The organism is Paraburkholderia sp. Cpub6 (genome assembly GCF_014201065.1).
GTDB lineage: Bacteria > Pseudomonadota > Gammaproteobacteria > Burkholderiales > Burkholderiaceae > Paraburkholderia > Paraburkholderia tuberum.
Window position 1 is genome coordinate 16,014 of the sequence record NZ_JACHDM010000032.1, and the last position, 17,225, is coordinate 33,238.

Here is a 17,225-nt window from a genome sequence, read left to right on the forward strand (position 1 = left end):
ATTCAGCGGATGAACATGCGCGGGGTCCCTGCGGTAAGCGCGCCTGATCCTGCGTCGGCGCGCGCGTCAAAGGCCCGCTGCACCATACAAAATGTGTGCCGTTCTGGAGCAGAGTGTCAAGCAGAGTGTCACACGCGAACAGTCCGGCTTGCGTTGCGTTTACCGACAGCGCTGTCAGGACGCGTGGCATGGAAATTGTATGGAAGGCCTACGCGGAATCGGAATGCGCGTAGTCGATCTGTCGATCGTGCAGCGCGGAGGCCACCAGCCAGGCGCTTGCGCCGGTGCCGGCCGCGGCGGCCAGATCGTCGCGATTGCGGATGCCGCCCGCGCCGATCAGCGTGGTGTGCGCGGCGGCTTGCGCGCGCACGCGCTCGAACGTCGCGAGATCGGGGCCGGCGTAGCTGCCGACCTGGTCGAGCGTCATCGCGATCACGCGCGGCGGCCACCATGCCGACGAGCGGTCGAGCGCGGCCGCGGCGAGCAGTTCGCCCGCCCGCTGATCGAGCGACAGGATCGGCGCAAGGCCGGCGCGCTGAGCCGCGTGCAGTGCGTGGATATCGCGCAGCGTCTCCGAGCCGAACACAGGCACGAGAGTCGCGAGGTGGGAACCGGCAGCAGGGCTGTCGTGTTGATCGATGGCGTCGTCGATGCGCTCGAACAGCGCGCGCATCGACGCGTAGTCCGCGAAACCCGCGTCGAGCCACAGTTCGATGCCGGGCAGCGCGGCCCGCAATGCGGCGAGCGTCGAAGCATGCGCGCCGCGCTGCAGGATGGCGCCGAGATCGGCGATATAGAGCGTGCGCGCGCCGCTGGCTTCGAGCAGCGCGCGGGCGGTGGCAAGTGGGTCGCTCGTCGCGACGAGGCGGGACTGGATGGGCCGATAGGCGCTCCGCTCGCCGCGTACCGCGCGTACGACCTGGCCGTCGAGCAGATCGAGAACAGGTATCACCTGCATAGGGGCGCTTTCCTTTGACCAGAATCTTTGTCTACGAGTATCTCACCGGCGGCGGCATCGACCCCCAACTCGCCGGCCCGGGCAGTCTCGCCGATTTGAGCGCGCTGATCGTCGAAGGACGCGTGATGCGCGACGCGCTGGTCGCCGCTCTGCGTGAATTCGACGGCGTGCAGGTCACGTTCGCGACCTCGCGCTTCGAAACGCCAGGGGCGGGCGAGGCCCATTGTATGGCCGCGCCCGGCGAATCGATGACGGCGTTCGTCGCGCGCGCGGCGCGTGAGCACGATTACGCGTGGGTCGTCGCGCCGGAATGCGACGGGCTGCTGCTGCGCTTTCACGATGCGGTCGGCACTGCGCGCTGGCTCGGCTGCGCGAAGGAAGCGATCCGCGTCGCGTCGAGCAAGAGCGCGACGGCGGCGTGTCTTGCCGCGCATGGCATTGCCACGACGCCGGCGTTAGAACCCGGCGACCCAGCCGCGCAGCACGACGGCCGCTGGGTGGTCAAACCGGACGACGGCGCGGGCGGCCTCGACACGATCCTGTACGAGCGCTTCGCCGATGCCTGCGCCGAGTACGAGGCGCGCGCGGCGGCGGCGCGCAATCCGGTGCTGCAGGCGTGGGTCGATGGCGAGCCGTTGAGCCTGTCGCTGATCTGCCGCGGCGACGCTACCAAGCTCCTCAGCATCAACCGTCAGCAGATCGGGCTGAGCGGCGGCGACGCGTCGGGTGAGGTTGCGCGGATCGTCGAGTTCGACGGCGTGCTGGTCGATCAGATCGACCAGCACAGCGACATGGGCCGCGCGCTCGACACGCTCGCGCATCGCGTCGCGCGGGCCATCCCGGGTTTGCGCGGCTTCGTCGGCATCGATGTCGTGTGGCATCCGCAACTCGGGCCGGTCGTGATCGAAGTGAATCCGCGTTTGACGGTCGCTTATGCGGGGCTGTCGGCGGCGCGCGGTAGCGGCCTGACGCGCGCGCTGCTGGCCGCGCATGGCGTGCGCATCGAGCGCTGCGGCGCGGCGCGCGCCAATTCGCCGACGTATGAGGTGCGCCCTTGAGCCCGGCCCGTTCGAACCCGGCGGCGCGGTTCGGCTGGGACGTCGGCGGCGCGCACGTGAAGGTGTCGCTCGTCGACGGCAGCGACGCCGTGCTGGACGTCGTGCAATGGCCGTGTCCGCTTTGGCAGGGGCTCGATCATCTGCACCGCGCGATCGACCTCGTCTTCGAGCGCTGGCCGCAGGCCCGCGCGGACGCCGCGCAGCATGCGGTGACGATGACCGGCGAGATGGTCGACCTGTTCGCGGATCGCGCCGAAGGCGTGCGCGCGATCGTGGCCGTGCTCGCGCAGCGGCTCGGTCCATCACTGCGTTTCTACGCGGGCGAGGCCGGCTGGCTCGCCGCCGCCGACTGCGCGGCCGGCTGGCGTCACGTCGCGTCGGCGAACTGGCTCGCGACCGCGAGCTGGGTCGCTACCTGCATGGCGAACGCGCTGCTGATCGACATCGGCAGCACCACCACCGACATCATTCCGATCGTCGACGGCCGCGTCGTCGCGCGTGCCGCGACCGATGCGGGCCGGCTCGCGACCGGCGAACTCGTGTATCACGGTGTCGTGCGCACGCCTTTGTGCGGCGTCGCGCAGCGGATCGAATTCGGCGGCGCCATGCTGAACGTGATGAACGAATGGTTTGCGACGACCGCCGACGTCTACCGGCTGACGGGCGAACTGGACCCGCTGCACGACGTGCAGCCGAGCGCCGACCAGAGGCCGAAGACGCAGGCGGCGAGCCGCGCGCGGCTCGCGCGCATGATCGGGCACGACGCGCACGACGCGTCGGACGTCGAATGGCTGCACTTTGCGCGGCGCTGGCGCGCGCTGCAGGTGCGCGAAATCGGCGCGAACCTGATGCGGGTGGTCGCCGCGCAGCCGGCGCTCGCGGCCGCGCCGCTGGTGGGCGCCGGCTGCGGCCGCTTCCTCGTCGCCGCATTGGCGCGCGACGAAGCGCGCGGCTATATCGATTTCGGCGCGCTGGCGGGCGTGCCCGATGCTTGCGCGGCATGGGCGGCGACCTGCGCGCCGAGCGTGGCGGTCGCGCTGCTCGCGGCGCGCGAACCGGGCGCGCAACGGCGCGGCGCGCGTGGTATCGCGGCGCGCGCGGCATGAGTTGAGAGGCGCGGCGCGCAATCCGGGGACGCGGCGCGCCGGCGCACGAGTAGCGCAAAGAGGGGCAGGGGACACGATAAGGTGAGCGGGACAAGTTCGGTGATGAACGAGGTTGCGAAACGACGCGACCCGGCCGGGCACTCAACTGGACACGAGGGCAACAGTCATGTGGGTGGTCAAGATCGGAGGCAGCCTGAGTCACGACCCGGCACTGCGCCACTGGCTCAGTGAGCTATGCGAAGTCGGCGGCGGACGGGTCGTGATCGTGCCCGGCGGCGGCGACTTCGCGGACAAGGTCCGCCAGTACCAGGGCGAGTGGAATTTCGACGATCTGGCCGCGCACAACATGTGTCTGCTCGCGATGACGCAATATGCGCTGCTGATGCAGGGCGTTTCGCCCGAACTGGTGATCGCGTCGAGCGAGGCGAAGATTCGCCGCACCCTGCGTGACGGTCATGTCGCCGTGTGGGCGCCGACCGCGCTGATGCGCGACACGCCCGACGCGATGAGCAACTGGGACACGACCTCGGACAGCCTCGCCGCCTGGCTATCGACGATGCTCAACGCGGAGCGGCTGGTCGTCGTCAAATCCTGTCCGATCGCCGTCGACGATCCGCTCGAAACGCTGGCCGCGGCGGGGGTGATCGACCGCAGGTTCGTCGACTACGTGAACGATGCGAACTATGTGGTCGAATTGCTCGACAAGAGCAACGTCGCGCTGATGCGCGACCGTTTGCTGAATATTCCGGTGACGTGATCGGCTGCTACAGCCGCGTCGCGTTCGTCGAGCCCGGCAACGGCGCCGCGCTATCGACGCGTACCTCTCCAGCCGGCCGATGCAACGCGCTCGCCCATTGCGCGACGCGCTCGGGGTCGAGCCGCGAGCGGCGCCCGTCGGCGCACAGCGCGGTGCGAAAACCGGCCACGTCGGGCGCCAGCGCGCGGATCTGCGGCAGTTGCGCCCAGCCGAGCGCACCGGCGATGCCCGCCATTGCGCCGCGCTGACGCGCGAGCCGCAACCAGCGCGCGAGCGAGTCGACATCGACGTGATCGAACAGCGTGCCGCCATCCTTGCTCGCGGTATCGAACATCAGGCCGGCGAAGCCGAGCGCCGCGGTGTGGCTGACCAGTTCGTCGTCCATGCCGCCGTCGCATAGCAGCACCGGCACGACGCTAGCCGGCAGATTCGCGAGTTGCTCGATGCAGCGGCGCGCGGCCGGTCCGCGCGCGACGCCGACCTTCACATAGTCGACGCCGGCATCGTTGACGTCGATCACGCGCGCGGCGATCTCGTCGAACGCATCGGCCGGCACGTCGCCGATCGCCGCGCTGATCGGCTTGACCGGGTAGCGCGCGCGAAGCTGTTGCGCGATGTTCGTGATGGCGCCGATCGACAGGCCGCCGAGCGCGCCGTCGTCCGGCTCTTTCAGGTCGATCAGCTCGGCGCCGGCGCGGGCGGCGTCGAATGCTTCGTCAGCCGAGCGGACGCTCGCGAGCAATGCGGTCATCGGGGTTCTCCGCGGAGGAAAGAGTTTTCAGTGATGGGCCGAAACGGCGGCCTGATGCGCCGCGTCTGCGAGGCTCGCGCGATATCGCGCGATCGCGGCGACGAGCCAGCTCCATGCGGTGCGCTCGTTGTCGCCGGCGGTTTTGTCGATCGCGATCTGCAGATACGCCATTTCTCGATCGACCTTGTCGGCCGGCAGCATGAAGAGCCGGCTCACCAGAATCGCGCCTTCCACGACCGCCGACTGCGCGCGATTGAAGCCCGCGAACGGCGCGTGGTTTTCACGGTGCACGCATTTCATCACCAGCACCGGGCGCTCGGCGTCGTCACGCAGCTCGTCGAGTTCGAGCTCGGCGTGGGCCAGCGACTCGGCCAGACGTACGCTCGGCACGCGGCTCGCGGCCACGGTCGGCCAATCGGTCGCGCAGTGCGTGACGCAGCCCGCGAAGATACGCACGTCGGTGCTGAAGTTCAGCACGGCCGCGCGCGTCGCGATCACGTTGTCGAGCGTGACCGACGGACGGAACGGCGCAAGGATGATGCGCTCACCCTCGGAGCGCGCGCCCATCGGCGCGATATGTGGACGGCCATCGCACGCTGCCGTGGTGACGATCGTTTCGTGGATCATGGCTGGGAACGTGTGTCCCGACAGCGCCGGAAGGCCGGCCGTCAGCAGAGGTCAAACACAAACGGAAACCGCAAAGGGGCCGCGGCGTGCGGCCCGGTTGCGGGCTTAACGCGTAGCGACATACATCACGATTTCAAAACCGAGGCGTACGTCGGTGTAGCTCGGAGTCGTCCATTGCATACGTGCTTTCTCCTTCGGTTGAAACAGCGGGTGGAACAGCGTTGCGCCGCCGGCCCGGCGTGATGCCCCGGTGTCGACGGCAGCCGGCATCACGCAAGCTTTATGCCTGTTCGGGTACCGGCCGGTCAGGCGGGCGGGCGTTCGACGGCCAATACAGCACCCGGCGAATTGCGCCACGCCGTGGCGCTCGCGCGGGTTGCCAGACGCAAAGAGCCGCGCGGTGTGGCGAAAACGAAGCAAAGTGTGCCATCGCGATTCGCTGATTCGATTGCGCTGTCACGCCGCGCCCGCCTCGCTCACCAACACATTCTGCTCCCATCCGCGTCGCACGGCTCGAAAAAGAACCTCACGATGTGATAGCGATAACCGATCCGTTAAGTCTGCCAAATGAAATCGTGAATTCACCTTGGGCGTGTCCGTGCCTACAGTGCAACTCAAGCGCTTCGTTCTTCCGGCAGTGCGCTTGCCACCTTCGAGGACACGTCATGAACGATTTCAGTCAACCGCCGATCCAGCCCGAACCTCAAGCGCGCGATCCGCACAATCCGCGCGAACGGTACGCGGCGGGCGTGATGAAATACCGCGAGATGGGGTACTGGCAACCGGACTACGAACCGAAAGACACCGACGTGATCGCGCTGTTTCGCATCACGCCGCAACCCGGTGTCGAACCCGAGGAAGCGGCGGCCGCGGTGGCCGGCGAATCGTCGACCGCGACGTGGACGGTGGTGTGGACCGACCGGCTTACTGCCTGCGACATGTATCGCGCGAAGGCGTATCGCGTCGAGCCGGTGCCGGTGTCTCGCGCCGACGAGCCGCAGTACTTCGCGTACATCGCTTATGAACTCGATCTGTTCGAAGAGGGCTCGGTCGCGAACCTGACCGCGTCGATCATCGGCAACGTGTTCGGCTTCAAGCCGCTGAAGGCCTTGCGGCTCGAAGACATGCGCATTCCCGTCGCGTATCTGAAGACGTTTCAGGGGCCGCCGACCGGCATCGTCGTCGAGCGCGAACGGCTCGACAAGTATGGTCGGCCGCTGCTCGGCGCCACGGTCAAGCCGAAGCTCGGTCTGTCGGGCAAAAACTATGGACGGGTGGTCTACGAAGGCCTGCGCGGCGGCCTCGATTTCCTGAAGGACGACGAGAACATCAACTCGCAGGCGTTCATGCACTGGCGCGACCGCTTCCTGTTCGCGATGGAGGCGGTGAACCGCGCCCAGGCGGAGACTGGCGAGCTCAAAGGGCACTACCTGAACGTGACGGCCGGCACGATGGAGGACATGTACGAGCGCGCCGAATTCGCGAAGGAGCTCGGCTCGTGCATCGTGATGATCGACCTCGTGATCGGCTGGACCGCGATCCAGTCGATGTCGCGCTGGGCCCGCAGGCACGACATGATCCTGCATCTGCATCGCGCGGGGCATGGCACCTACACGCGGCAACGCAACCACGGCATCTCGTTTCGCGTGATCGCCAAATGGCTGCGCATGGCGGGCGTCGATCACGCGCATGCGGGCACCGCGGTCGGCAAGCTCGAAGGCGATCCGCTGTCGGTGCAGGGCTACTACAACGTGTGCCGCGACGCGCACAACGCGGTCGATCTGTCGCGCGGCATTTTCTTCGACCAGCCGTGGGCCGGCTTGCGCAAGGTGATGCCGGTCGCCTCGGGCGGGATTCACGCGGGGCAGATGCATCAGTTGCTCGATCTGTTCGGCGACGACGCGATCCTGCAGTTCGGCGGTGGCACGATCGGCCATCCGGCCGGCATCCAGGCCGGCGCGACCGCGAACCGCGTCGCACTCGAAGCGATGGTGAAGGCGCGCAACGAGGGCCGCGACATTCTGCGCGAAGGGCCCGACGTGCTCGAAGCCGCCGCGCGCTGGTGCACGCCGCTCAAGCAGGCGCTCGATACGTGGCGCGACGTGAGCTTCAACTACGCATCGACCGATACGCCCGATTTCGCCGCCACGCCGACGGCGGCCTAGCCACGCCGAGCTTTTCCCGCGAGCGCCCCACGAGCGCATCCGCAACGCGGTGCAACGGCACCGCGCGGGGCACCGTTGACGCCGTTCCGAACGCGACATCCATCCACGAGGTTCGTCATGCGTATTACTCAAGGAACGTTTTCTTTTCTGCCCGAGCTGACCGACGAGGAAATCGGCCTGCAGATCGACTACGCGCTGCGCCAGGGCTGGGCCTGTTCGGTCGAATTCACCGACGACCCGCACCCGCGCAACACGTATTGGGAAATGTGGGGTCTGCCGATGTTCGACCTGCACGACGCGGCCGGTGTGTTGCAGGAGGTCAGGGCTTGCCGCGAGGCGCGGCCGCAGCACTACATCAAGGTCAACGCGTTCGACTCCGTGCGCACCTTCGAGACGATGCGCCTGTCGTTCATCGTCAACCGGCCGGACGTGGAGCCGGGCTTCCGGCTGTTGCGGCAGGACGCGCAGGGGCGCACGCAGCGCTACAGCATGACGGGCTACGCGGGCGACCGGCCAGCGGGCGAGCGTTATGGCGCGGCGAGCTGACGCCGCTGATCGCGCAACAACGCACACGACGACCCGCAGCGAGGAGGAACCATGACAGACGCCGCCATCGTGGACGCACTGCCCGCGTCCACCGCGCGCAGCGACACCGCCGCGCCCCACATCGACCTCGCGGCGCTGTACCGCGACTCCGGCATCGGCGACGTGCTCGGCGAACTCGATCGCGATCTGGTCGGGCTCGCGCCCGTGAAAACGCGCATTCGCGAGGTCGCCGCGCATCTGCTGGTCGAGCGCGCGCGGGCTTCGCTGGGTCTCGCGGGCGGCGCGCCGACCTTGCATATGTGCTTCTCCGGCAACCCCGGCACCGGCAAGACGACGGTTGCGCTGCGCATGGCGGAAGTGTTGCACCGGCTTGGCTACATTCGCCGCAATCATCTGGTGTCGGTCACACGCGACGATCTGGTCGGCCAGTACATCGGCCACACCGCGCCGAAAACGCGCGATGTGCTCAAGCGCGCGATGGGCGGCGTGCTGTTCATCGACGAAGCGTATTACCTGTATCGCCCGGAGAACGAGCGCGACTACGGGCAGGAAGCGATCGAAATTCTGTTGCAGACGATGGAGAACCAGCGTAGCGACCTGGTCGTGATTCTGGCCGGCTACGCGTCGCGAATGGAAGTGTTCTTCGAGAGCAATCCGGGTTTCCGCTCGCGCATCGCGCATCACATTACGTTTCCCGATTACGAGGAAACGGAGTTGCTCGAAATCGCCGAACGGATGCTCGGCGCCATGCATTACCGCTTCGATGCCGCGTCGCGCCGCGCGTTCGCCGACTATCTGGCGCGCCGCATCCGTCAACCGAATTTCGCCAACGCGCGCTCGGTGCGCAATGCGCTCGACCGCGCGCGGCTGCGCCAGGCGAACCGCCTGTTCGCGAGCGCCTTGCAAGGCGAGCCGGTCGACGCCGCCACGCTGACGCTGATCGATGCCGCCGACGTGCGCGCGAGCCGCGTGTTCGACGCGCCGCCGCAGTCCTCGCATTCGCCTTCCACCGCGCGCGCCGTCACGGCGCCGCCGGGCTGAATCACGACACCATCGACGGAGAACGCCATGCAGGACGGACGCACGACACTTTCGAAGTTCCTGATCGACACGCTCGATCGCCCGCCGTGTACGGACGACACGCGCGACACTGCAGGACTCTCCGCGCTGCTGATCGACGTAGCGGCGGCCATCAAGTCGATCTCGGCGATGCTGACCAAGGGCGCGCTAGGCGGCAACTACGGTTCCGCGCAAACGCTCAACACGCACGGCGAGCAACAGAAGAAGCTCGACGTCTCGAGCAACGAGATCTTCGTGCAGCAATGCGAGTGGGACGGCTTGCTGGCCGCGATGGTGTCCGAGGAAATGGAGCACGTCTACGCGATTCCGCCGGACTATCCGCGCGGCGAGTATCTGCTCGCGTTCGATCCGCTCGACGGCTCATCGAATATCGACATCAACGGCGTGGTCGGCTCGATCTTCTCGGTGCTGCGCACGCGCGATCCGGCAGAGAATGCAACCAGCGAAGCCGCGTTCCTGCGGCCGGGCTGCGAACAGGTCGCGGCCGGCTATGCCGTGTATGGACCGTCGACGATGCTGGTGCTGTCGGTCGGCAATGGCACGCATGGCTTCACACTGGAGCGCGAGATCGGCAACTTCGTGCTCACGCATTCGAACATCCGGATTCCGGAGGAAACCGGCGAGTTCGCGATCAACGCATCGAACGAGCGCTTCTGGGAGCCGCCCGTGCGCCGCTACGTGCAGGAGTGCAAGGACGGCCGCAGCGGTTGCCGCGCGCGCGACTTCAACATGCGCTGGATCGCGTCGATGGTCGCGGAAGTGCATCGCATCCTGATGCGCGGCGGCGTGTTCATGTATCCGCGCGACTCGAAAACGCCGGCGATGGAAGGGCGCCTGCGCCTGCTCTACGAAGCGAACCCGATGAGCTTCCTCGTCGAGCAGGCGGGCGGCCTCGCGATCACCGGCCGGGAACGCATTCTCGACGTCGCGCCGCGCGCGCTGCATGGCCGCGTGCCGGTGATTCTCGGCTCGAAGAACGAGGTCGAGCGCATTGCGCGCTATCACGGCGAATACGACCGCGGCGAGGACAAGCCGTTCACGTCGCCGCTGTTCGGCACGCGCTCGTTGTTCCTGCCGGATTTCACGGCGTGATCAGCGACTGACGGCGCGCTCAGCGCTCAGAACACAGTCATCCGGAGACAAACGCATGTCAGTCAAACATCCGATCATCGCGGTGACCGGCTCGAGCGGCGCCGGCACCACCACCGTCATGAAGAGTTTCACGCATATCTTCAGACGCGAGCACATCAATGCGCAGATCGTCGAAGGCGATGCGTTCCATCGCTACGACCGCAACGGCATGCGCGCGGCGATGCAGGAGCGCGAACGCGACGGTGTGCCGAATTTCAGCCACTTCGGGCCGGAAGCGAATCTGCTCGAAGAACTCGAAACGCTGTTCACGCGCTACGGCGAAAACGGCAGCGGGCAGTTTCGCCACTACGTGCACGACGCGGGCGAAGCGCAACTGTACAAGCAGGACGGTGGCACCTTCACGCCGTGGGAGGGGGTCGCGCCCAATACCGACCTGATGTTCTACGAAGGGCTGCATGGCGCGGCGGTGACCGACAGGGTCGATATCGCGCGGCATGCGGATCTGCTGATCGGCGTCGTGCCGATCATCAACCTCGAATGGATCCAGAAGCTGCACCGCGATCAGACGATGCGCGGCTACACGCACGAAGCGGTGGTCGACACGATCCTGCGGCGCATGCCCGACTACGTGAACTACATCTGCCCGCAGTTCTCGCGCACGCATGTGAACTTCCAGCGCGTGCCGACCGTGGACACGTCGAATCCGTTTACCGCCCGCGAGATTCCGCAACCGGACGAGAGCTTCGTCGTGATCCGCTTCGCGCGGCCGAAGGGTATCGACTTCCAGTATCTGCTGACGATGCTGCACGACTCGTTCATGTCGCGCCCGAACGTGATCGTCGTGCCTGGCGGCAAGATGGGACTTGCGATGCAACTGATCTTCACGCCGATGATCCTGCAACTGATCGACCGACGCTCGCGCGCCTGAGCGGTACCGGACGGATATCGAGGTTCATTTCGCAAGGAGAGATCCGATGAGTGCAGTCGCGCAACCGCTTGACGCACCCGCCACGCGCTCGATGGCCGACACGCTGCGCATGCTCGCGATCGATGCGGTGGTACGTGTTGCGCGATTCGAAGCGCGGCGCGTCGCGGACCGCGCGCGTTGAACCCGCCGTTCGCCAAGATTTCATTTCATATCGAGGAGCACGCAATGGCCTTCATCACCCTGCGGCAACTGCTGGATCACGCGGCCGAACACGACTACGGCGTGCCCGCGTTCAACGTCAACAACATGGAGCAGATTCACGCGATCATGCGCGCGGCCGAGGCCACCGATAGCCCGGTGATCCTGCAGGCGTCGGCCGGCGCGCGCAAGTACGCCGGCGAGCCGTATCTGCGCCATCTGGTGCTCGCCGCGCTCGAAGCGCACCCGGACATTCCGCTCGTGCTGCATCAGGATCACGGCGCGAGCCCCGCGGTGTGTCAGCAGGCGATCCGCTCGGGCTTCACGTCGGTGATGATGGACGGCTCGCTGCTGCCCGATCAGAAAACCCCCGCCGCGTACGACTACAACGTCGACGTGAGCCGGCGCGTGGTGCACGCCGCGCATGCGGTCGGCGTGTCGGTGGAAGGCGAACTCGGCTGTCTCGGTTCGCTCGAAACCGGCACGGCAGGCGAAGAGGACGGCGTCGGCGCACAAGGCAAGCTCACACGCGAGCACCTGCTGACCGATCCGGACGAAGCGGGGCGCTTCGTCGACGCGACCGGCGTCGATGCGCTCGCGATCGCGATCGGTACGTCGCACGGCGCGTACAAGTTCAGCCGCGAGCCGACCGGCGACATCCTCGCGATCGACCGGATCGCCGATATCCAGGCGCGCATTCCGAACACGCATCTGGTGATGCACGGTTCGTCGTCGGTGCCGCAGGAATGGCTCGCGGTGATCCGCGAATATGGCGGCGAGATTCCGACCACCTACGGCGTGCCCGTCGACGAAATCCGCCGCGGTATCGCGCACGGCGTGCGCAAGGTCAACATCGACACCGACATCCGTCTCGCGATGAGCGGCGCGATGCGCAAGTCGCTCGCCAATGCGCGCGCGGAGTTCGATCCGCGCGCGGCATTGAAGGCCGCCACCGCCGCGGCGAGCGCGATCTGCGTCGAGCGATTCGAGGCGTTCGGTTGCGCGGGGCAGGCGGCGCGCATCAAGCCGCTGCCGCTCGACACGATGGCGAGCCGCTACCACTAACGCCACTGGACGGAGAACGCAATGCGCGAATTCCTGATTGCGCCGTCGCTGCTGTCGGCGGATTTTGCCCGGCTCGCCGACGAGATTCGCGACGTGACGGCGGCCGGCGCGGACTGGATTCATCTGGACGTGATGGACAACCACTACGTGCCGAACCTGACGGTCGGCCCACTCGTGTGCTCGGCGATCCGGCCGTACACGACGCTGCCGTTCGACGTGCATCTGATGACCACGCCCGTCGATCCGCTGGTGTCGGCGTTTGCCGAGGCCGGCGCGAACCTGATCAGTTTTCATCCGGAGGCGACGCTGCACGTGCATCGGACCATCGAACTGATCCGCTCGCACGGTGCGCGCGCGGGGCTGGCGCTGAATCCGGCGACGCCGCTCGCGGCGCTCGATCACGTGCTGGAGATGCTCGACGTCGTGCTGGTGATGTCGGTGAATCCGGGCTTCGGCGGCCAGGCATTCATCGCCGAAACGCTCGACAAGCTGCGGCTGCTGCGCGAGCGCGTCGACACGACGATGCAGCGCACCGGGCGGTCCTTGCTGATCGAAGTGGACGGCGGCGTGAAGGCGTCGAACATCGCGCGTGTCGCCACGGCGGGCGCGGACGTGTTCGTTGCCGGGTCGGCCGTGTTCGGTGCGGGCGATCGCGCGCAGGCGATCCGCGGCATGCGCGGCGAACTGGCTACTGTCGACGAACCCGCGGGGGTGGCCGCCATGCAGTGATGGCGCTGCCGTTTCAGCGCTTTTTCAGCGTCTCGCCCGGCGCGCACCATGCGCTGAGATCTTCTTCAGGCCGGTCGACCGCGCAGCCCCAGTCGAGCGGCTGGTCCTGATCGAAGCGCTTGCCGAGCCGCCATGCAATCTCGGCGCGCGCAAGCTGCACGCCCATATAGAACGCGTGGCCGCCGTCTGTTTCGAGGTTCAACTGCGGGTACAGCGCGAACGGATCGTCGCCGCGACGATGGCCGTCGCGGTTGTACACGTGAATGCCGTCGCCGCTGATCTGCACGCGGAAATTCGGGTCGCGCACGCCGCGCGCGAATTCGTCGATTTCTTCGGCGCTGTACGGAAACGGCCGTTTCGCGTGGACCGTCGCGAGTTCGGTGCTGATGCCCTTCGGCAGCACCTGCGCATCGCGCGCGGCATGCATCACGCGGCGCGCGACATCGGCTTCGCGCAACGCGCGCCGCGCATGCTGGCTCACCGACGTCGCCAGCACCGCGCCAACGCGCAATTCAGCCGCCATGCCGAGCAGCACCGCGTTGATGCCGCTCGTGTCGGCCTCGGTCAGTTCGGTCACGTTGCCGATGCCCATCATGATCGCGATGTCGGGATAGCGCTCGCGCAAACGCACATAGCGCGCAATCGACGCGGCCAGCCCGAACGGAATCGGATCGAGAATCGGATCGGCGAGAAACGCGCGGCCGCGCGCGGACAGCGCGTCGATCGCGGCGTCGAGCGAAGCGGGGTCGGCCGGTTCGCGCGCGACGAGGATCGGCGTCGACGGCACTTCGTCGGCGATCCATAGCGTGTCGAGGTTCAGGCTCATCAGATAGTCGGCGCCCGCGCGCCCGCCGCGCAGCAGTTCGTCGTTGCGCATCGAATCGACGCTGACGCGATAGCCTTCGGCCTTCAGCCGCCGCACCGCGTCTTCGAGATGCGGAAACGGCGTGTCCGGCAGACAGCCGATGTCGATCACGTCCGCGCCTTGGGCCGCATACTCGCGCGCTCTTGCCGCGATGCCGTCGAGGTCGAGGCGCGGCGCATCGACGATCTCCGCGAAAATCTCCGTGTCGTAGCGGCTCAGATCGAACGGCTTCGCCTTGCGGCCGAAAAATTGCGGCAAGTCCTTGACCTCCTCGGGACCGCGTTCGAACGGTACGCCGTAGTGCGCGCCCAGCGCGTCGAGATCGCCACGGCAGCGGCCCGGCACGATCACGCGCTGCGCGGCGAGCGGCGCGCTCACGCGGCGCTGGATCAGGTCGGCGGTCATCAACGCGGCCACTTGCAGGCCGATTTCGCGCACCTCCCAACTGAACGGCGTCGGCGCCATGCCGTCGAGCACGCGCCGCAGGCTCGGTTCGGCAAGCCGGCCGGTCAGGAAGAGGAGGTGGTCCATGCGAGGTCGAGGGTCGCGAGGCGTTGGGTGAGCGCCGCTTCGAGTTCGTCGAGCGAGCGCGCGAGCGTCGTGTATTCGAAGCGCGCCAGACGCTCGACGTTGTCGAGTTCGATCGCCCGTGGCCGCAGTTCGACCCATTCGTCCGGGCTATGCGTGATCACGCTCGGTTCGGTGTCGCACGCAAAGACGATGCCGTGGATGCATTGCTTGCCGGCCTGCGCGTACATATTGGTCGGCAGCGTATCCGAGATGCCGTAAGCACATTTGGCGACCGTGTTGCTGGTGGCGGGTGCGATCACGACCGTGTGATAGATGCCGTGATACAGCATGCCGACCGGCACGCCGCTCGCGCTGTTGTCGCGCAGTACGCGAAAGTGTTCGCGCAGCTTGTCGAGCGACCAGCCATAGAGCGGCAGTACTTCCTCGGCCGCCGCGGACAGAAACAGATCGACGCGCGGCAAGCGCCGCGCGAGCGCGATCGATTCTTCCAGCATATGACCGGAGCCGGTCACGCACCACGCGAAGTGCGCATCCGGCTTGAAGTCGGCGAGATCGCGGGCGCCCTTGCGGGCAGACTCGCTGGAGGACCTGAGGGACGACCCGGTCATGCGTCGAGATCGAACGGCATGCCGTCGGCCGGCGAGCCTTCATGCGACAGCCGGATGTGCAGCCGGCGCATCTTGCGATACAGCGTATTGCGGCTGATGCCGAGCGCCTTCGCGACGTTGCTGACGTTCCAGCGGTGCTCGTCGAGCAGCGACAGCACCGTTTCGCGCTCGTTCAGCTGGATCGCGTTCAGCGAAGAAATGTCCGCTTCGTCGGCGAGATGCCCGTCCATGTCCGCGTTCGCGAGGCGCAGCGCGATCGGCAGGTCGACCGCCGACGTGCGTTGCGTGACCTCGGGCGGCAGATGCTCGCAGCGGATCGGCTCGCCGTCGGACAGCGCGATGGCCATCTGCAACACGTGACGCAGCTGACGGATGTTGCCGGGCCATGCGTAGGTGAGCAGCGCGTGTTCGGCTTCCGGCGTCAGATCGGGCGGATCGTCGGTTTCGTTCGCGAGCAGATGATGGATCAGCGGCAGCTTGTCGACGCGCTCGCGCAGCGCCGGCAGGTTCAGCTCGACGCCCTTGAGCCGGTAGTACAGATCCTCGCGGAATTGCCCGCTTTGCACGAGTTCGAGCAGATTGCGGTGGCTCGCGCTGATCAGCTGGAAATTGACCTTGACGGTGGTCTCGGCGCCGAGCGGCGTGACCTCGTGTTCCTCGATCACGCGCAGCAGGCGAGCCTGCAACACGAGCGGCATGTCGCCGATCTCGTCGAGAAACAGCGTACCGCCGTTGGCCTGCACGATCTTGCCGCGGCGTCCTTCACGCTGCGCGCCGGTAAACGCGCCCGCGCGGTAGCCGAACAGTTCGCTCTCGATCAGGTTCTCCGGCAGCGACGCGCAGTTGACCGGCACGAACAGACCGTCGGCGTGCGGGCTGATGCTATGCAACGCCTGCGCGAAGACTTCCTTGCCGGTGCCGGTCTGGCCGCGCAGCACGATCGGAATCTTGCGCTGGATCACGCGCGCGGCCAACTGGATCTGCGAGGCCATGCGCGGGTCGCCGAATTCGAGGTGCGCGATCTCGTCGAGCTTCGGCACCGGCGGATGTTTCTCGTGTTTTTCGGCGGCGTTGGCGCGCATGGCGGAGTCGGGGACGAGCACGCGCGTCACGCGCCCCGTGGCGTTTTGCGGCGTCTGCGCGACGAGGAAAAAGCGGTTCGTCGCGTTTGCGCTGTAGACGGTGACCGGATGGAACGAGCCGCGAATGCTGCGCGCGATCATGTCTTCGAGCGACGCGTTGAATGCTTCCTCGATGCGCCGGCCGCGCAGCTCGCTCAGCGAGCGGAAGCCCAACTGGAACAGCGCGCTGCGATTCGCGGCGAGCACGGTGCTGTCGTCGCCGACCGCGAGCTTGCCGCCGTGCAGCGTGCCGACGAATTCCGGGCGGCTGTGGAAATGGATCATGTTGGCGTGCCGGTAGCGCGCATCGAGCAGACGGTTTTCGATCATCTGACGCGACATGCCGACCAGCACCAGCGAGTGCTGCTGCAGCAGCTTCGAGCGGCTCGTGACGTCGAGCACGCCGGCGATTTCGCCGCCGTCGTCGAAGATCGGCGCGGCCGAGCACGTCAGCGACGTATAGCGCGGATAGAAATGCTCGTGCTGACAGACGGCAATGCAATCGCGCTCCGCGAGGCAGGTGCCCATGCCGTTGGTGCCGGCTTCGCGTTCGCTCCACAGCGCGCCGACGCGAAAGCCGTCGGCGGCGACCGCCTCGGCGAACGGCACGGACGACACCTGATGCACGATCACGCCGCCCGAATCGACCAGCACGACCGCGAGCTCGGGATCGGCCAGTTGCTGGTAGAGCGTCGTCATCTCGAGCTTCGAACACGCGATCAGATCGCCGAGCGCCTCACGGCGCGCGCTGAGTTCGTACTCGGTGAGCACCGGCGGCGGCACGAAACGCGCGGGGTCCAGCTGGAATTCGTTGATGCAGCGCGTCCACGACTGAGCTACGGGTTCGCTTGTCGGGCGCGTGGTCAACTGATGGTTGACCACGTTCAGAACTTCCCGGACGTGCGTACTGCTGTCAGCGAGCAACGACATGGGATTTGCCTCCGTTGCGTCATTTCGCAAGCGTGAGTGCTGCGCACGCCACGAATGCCGCTTTATCAAGCCTGCCTGCCCCTGGTGCGGCGGAATCTCGGTTCGCCTGC

General features: G+C 66.9%; 18 protein-coding genes. 11 read left to right on the top strand and 7 right to left on the bottom strand.

Annotated features, from left to right (window positions below; all coding sequences use genetic code 11):
• Positions 1-208: 208 nt before the first annotated feature.
• Positions 209-958 carry a HisA/HisF-related TIM barrel protein gene (locus HDG33_RS32310; protein ID WP_184039080.1) on the bottom strand — a complete coding sequence of 250 codons (750 nt, stop codon included), beginning with the start codon at positions 956-958 and terminating at the stop codon, positions 209-211.
• A gap of 14 nt (positions 959-972) precedes the next feature.
• Between HDG33_RS32310 and HDG33_RS32315 the strand changes: the two genes are divergently transcribed.
• The 3 genes from HDG33_RS32315 to HDG33_RS32325 all read left to right on the top strand — a co-directional run bounded on the left by HDG33_RS32315 (position 973) and on the right by HDG33_RS32325 (position 3,879).
• Positions 973-2,016 (top strand): ATP-grasp domain-containing protein, encoded by a 1,044-nt coding sequence (locus HDG33_RS32315; RefSeq protein WP_184039083.1) that lies wholly within the window; start codon positions 973-975, stop codon positions 2,014-2,016.
• Positions 2,013-3,122, top strand: coding sequence for a hydantoinase/oxoprolinase family protein (locus HDG33_RS32320; RefSeq protein WP_184039086.1), 1,110 nt, complete (start codon positions 2,013-2,015; stop codon positions 3,120-3,122). The genes HDG33_RS32315 and HDG33_RS32320 overlap by 4 nt, the downstream gene beginning before the upstream one ends.
• Positions 3,123-3,288: 166 nt before the next feature.
• On the top strand, positions 3,289-3,879 hold the full coding sequence (locus HDG33_RS32325; RefSeq protein ID WP_184039089.1) for an aspartate kinase: 591 nt from the start codon (positions 3,289-3,291) through the stop codon (positions 3,877-3,879).
• 7 nt (positions 3,880-3,886) lie between these two features.
• On the opposite strand, the gene HDG33_RS32330 is transcribed toward HDG33_RS32325, so the two are convergent.
• From HDG33_RS32330 to pqqA, 3 genes are all read right to left on the bottom strand, one after another.
• Complete coding sequence (locus tag HDG33_RS32330; RefSeq protein WP_184039092.1) at positions 3,887-4,630, bottom strand: (5-formylfuran-3-yl)methyl phosphate synthase; 744 nt, start codon at positions 4,628-4,630, stop codon at positions 3,887-3,889.
• 27 nt (positions 4,631-4,657) lie between these two features.
• Complete coding sequence (locus tag HDG33_RS32335; RefSeq protein ID WP_184039095.1) at positions 4,658-5,257, bottom strand: DUF447 domain-containing protein; 600 nt, start codon at positions 5,255-5,257, stop codon at positions 4,658-4,660.
• Between the two features lie 105 nt (positions 5,258-5,362).
• Positions 5,363-5,527: a pyrroloquinoline quinone precursor peptide PqqA gene (gene pqqA / locus HDG33_RS38150; RefSeq protein ID WP_311548404.1), complete on the bottom strand. Its 165-nt coding sequence runs from the start codon at positions 5,525-5,527 to the stop codon at positions 5,363-5,365.
• Between the two features lie 395 nt (positions 5,528-5,922).
• Here pqqA and HDG33_RS32345 point away from each other — a divergent pair, with 395 nt between their 5' ends.
• From HDG33_RS32345 to rpe, 8 genes are all read left to right on the top strand, one after another.
• Positions 5,923-7,422 carry a form I ribulose bisphosphate carboxylase large subunit gene (locus tag HDG33_RS32345; RefSeq protein ID WP_184039098.1) on the top strand — a complete coding sequence of 500 codons (1,500 nt, stop codon included), beginning with the start codon at positions 5,923-5,925 and terminating at the stop codon, positions 7,420-7,422.
• Between the two features lie 117 nt (positions 7,423-7,539).
• Positions 7,540-7,968 carry a ribulose bisphosphate carboxylase small subunit gene (locus tag HDG33_RS32350; RefSeq protein ID WP_184039101.1) on the top strand — a complete coding sequence of 143 codons (429 nt, stop codon included), beginning with the start codon at positions 7,540-7,542 and terminating at the stop codon, positions 7,966-7,968.
• A 51-nt stretch (positions 7,969-8,019) separates the two neighbouring features.
• Positions 8,020-9,009, top strand: coding sequence for a CbbX protein (cbbX, locus tag HDG33_RS32355; RefSeq protein WP_184039104.1), 990 nt, complete (start codon positions 8,020-8,022; stop codon positions 9,007-9,009).
• 27 nt (positions 9,010-9,036) lie between these two features.
• A complete protein-coding gene (locus HDG33_RS32360) occupies positions 9,037-10,140 on the top strand; it encodes a class 1 fructose-bisphosphatase (RefSeq protein WP_184039107.1) in 1,104 nt (367 codons plus the stop codon).
• A 55-nt stretch (positions 10,141-10,195) separates the two neighbouring features.
• On the top strand, positions 10,196-11,068 hold the full coding sequence (locus HDG33_RS32365) for a phosphoribulokinase (protein ID WP_184039110.1): 873 nt from the start codon (positions 10,196-10,198) through the stop codon (positions 11,066-11,068).
• Between the two features lie 46 nt (positions 11,069-11,114).
• Positions 11,115-11,249 carry a hypothetical protein gene (locus HDG33_RS37780; protein ID WP_260330657.1) on the top strand — a complete coding sequence of 45 codons (135 nt, stop codon included), beginning with the start codon at positions 11,115-11,117 and terminating at the stop codon, positions 11,247-11,249.
• Positions 11,250-11,293: 44 nt separating this feature from the next.
• Positions 11,294-12,331 carry a class II fructose-bisphosphate aldolase gene (gene fba, locus HDG33_RS32370; RefSeq protein ID WP_184039113.1) on the top strand — a complete coding sequence of 346 codons (1,038 nt, stop codon included), beginning with the start codon at positions 11,294-11,296 and terminating at the stop codon, positions 12,329-12,331.
• Positions 12,332-12,352: 21 nt separating this feature from the next.
• Positions 12,353-13,060, top strand: coding sequence for a ribulose-phosphate 3-epimerase (gene rpe / locus HDG33_RS32375; RefSeq protein ID WP_184039116.1), 708 nt, complete (start codon positions 12,353-12,355; stop codon positions 13,058-13,060).
• Positions 13,061-13,073: 13 nt separating this feature from the next.
• On the opposite strand, the gene HDG33_RS32380 is transcribed toward rpe, so the two are convergent.
• From HDG33_RS32380 to HDG33_RS32390, 3 genes are read right to left on the bottom strand one after another with little or no spacing between them, the layout of a single operon-like run.
• Positions 13,074-14,456: a DUF6513 domain-containing protein gene (locus tag HDG33_RS32380; protein ID WP_184039119.1), complete on the bottom strand. Its 1,383-nt coding sequence runs from the start codon at positions 14,454-14,456 to the stop codon at positions 13,074-13,076.
• Positions 14,435-15,064, bottom strand: coding sequence for a flavoprotein (locus HDG33_RS32385; RefSeq protein ID WP_184039122.1), 630 nt, complete (start codon positions 15,062-15,064; stop codon positions 14,435-14,437). The genes HDG33_RS32380 and HDG33_RS32385 overlap by 22 nt, the downstream gene beginning before the upstream one ends.
• Complete coding sequence (locus HDG33_RS32390) at positions 15,061-17,115, bottom strand: sigma-54-dependent Fis family transcriptional regulator (protein WP_184039125.1); 2,055 nt, start codon at positions 17,113-17,115, stop codon at positions 15,061-15,063. Before HDG33_RS32390 ends, HDG33_RS32385 begins: the two co-directional genes overlap by 4 nt.
• Positions 17,116-17,225 lie beyond the last annotated feature (110 nt).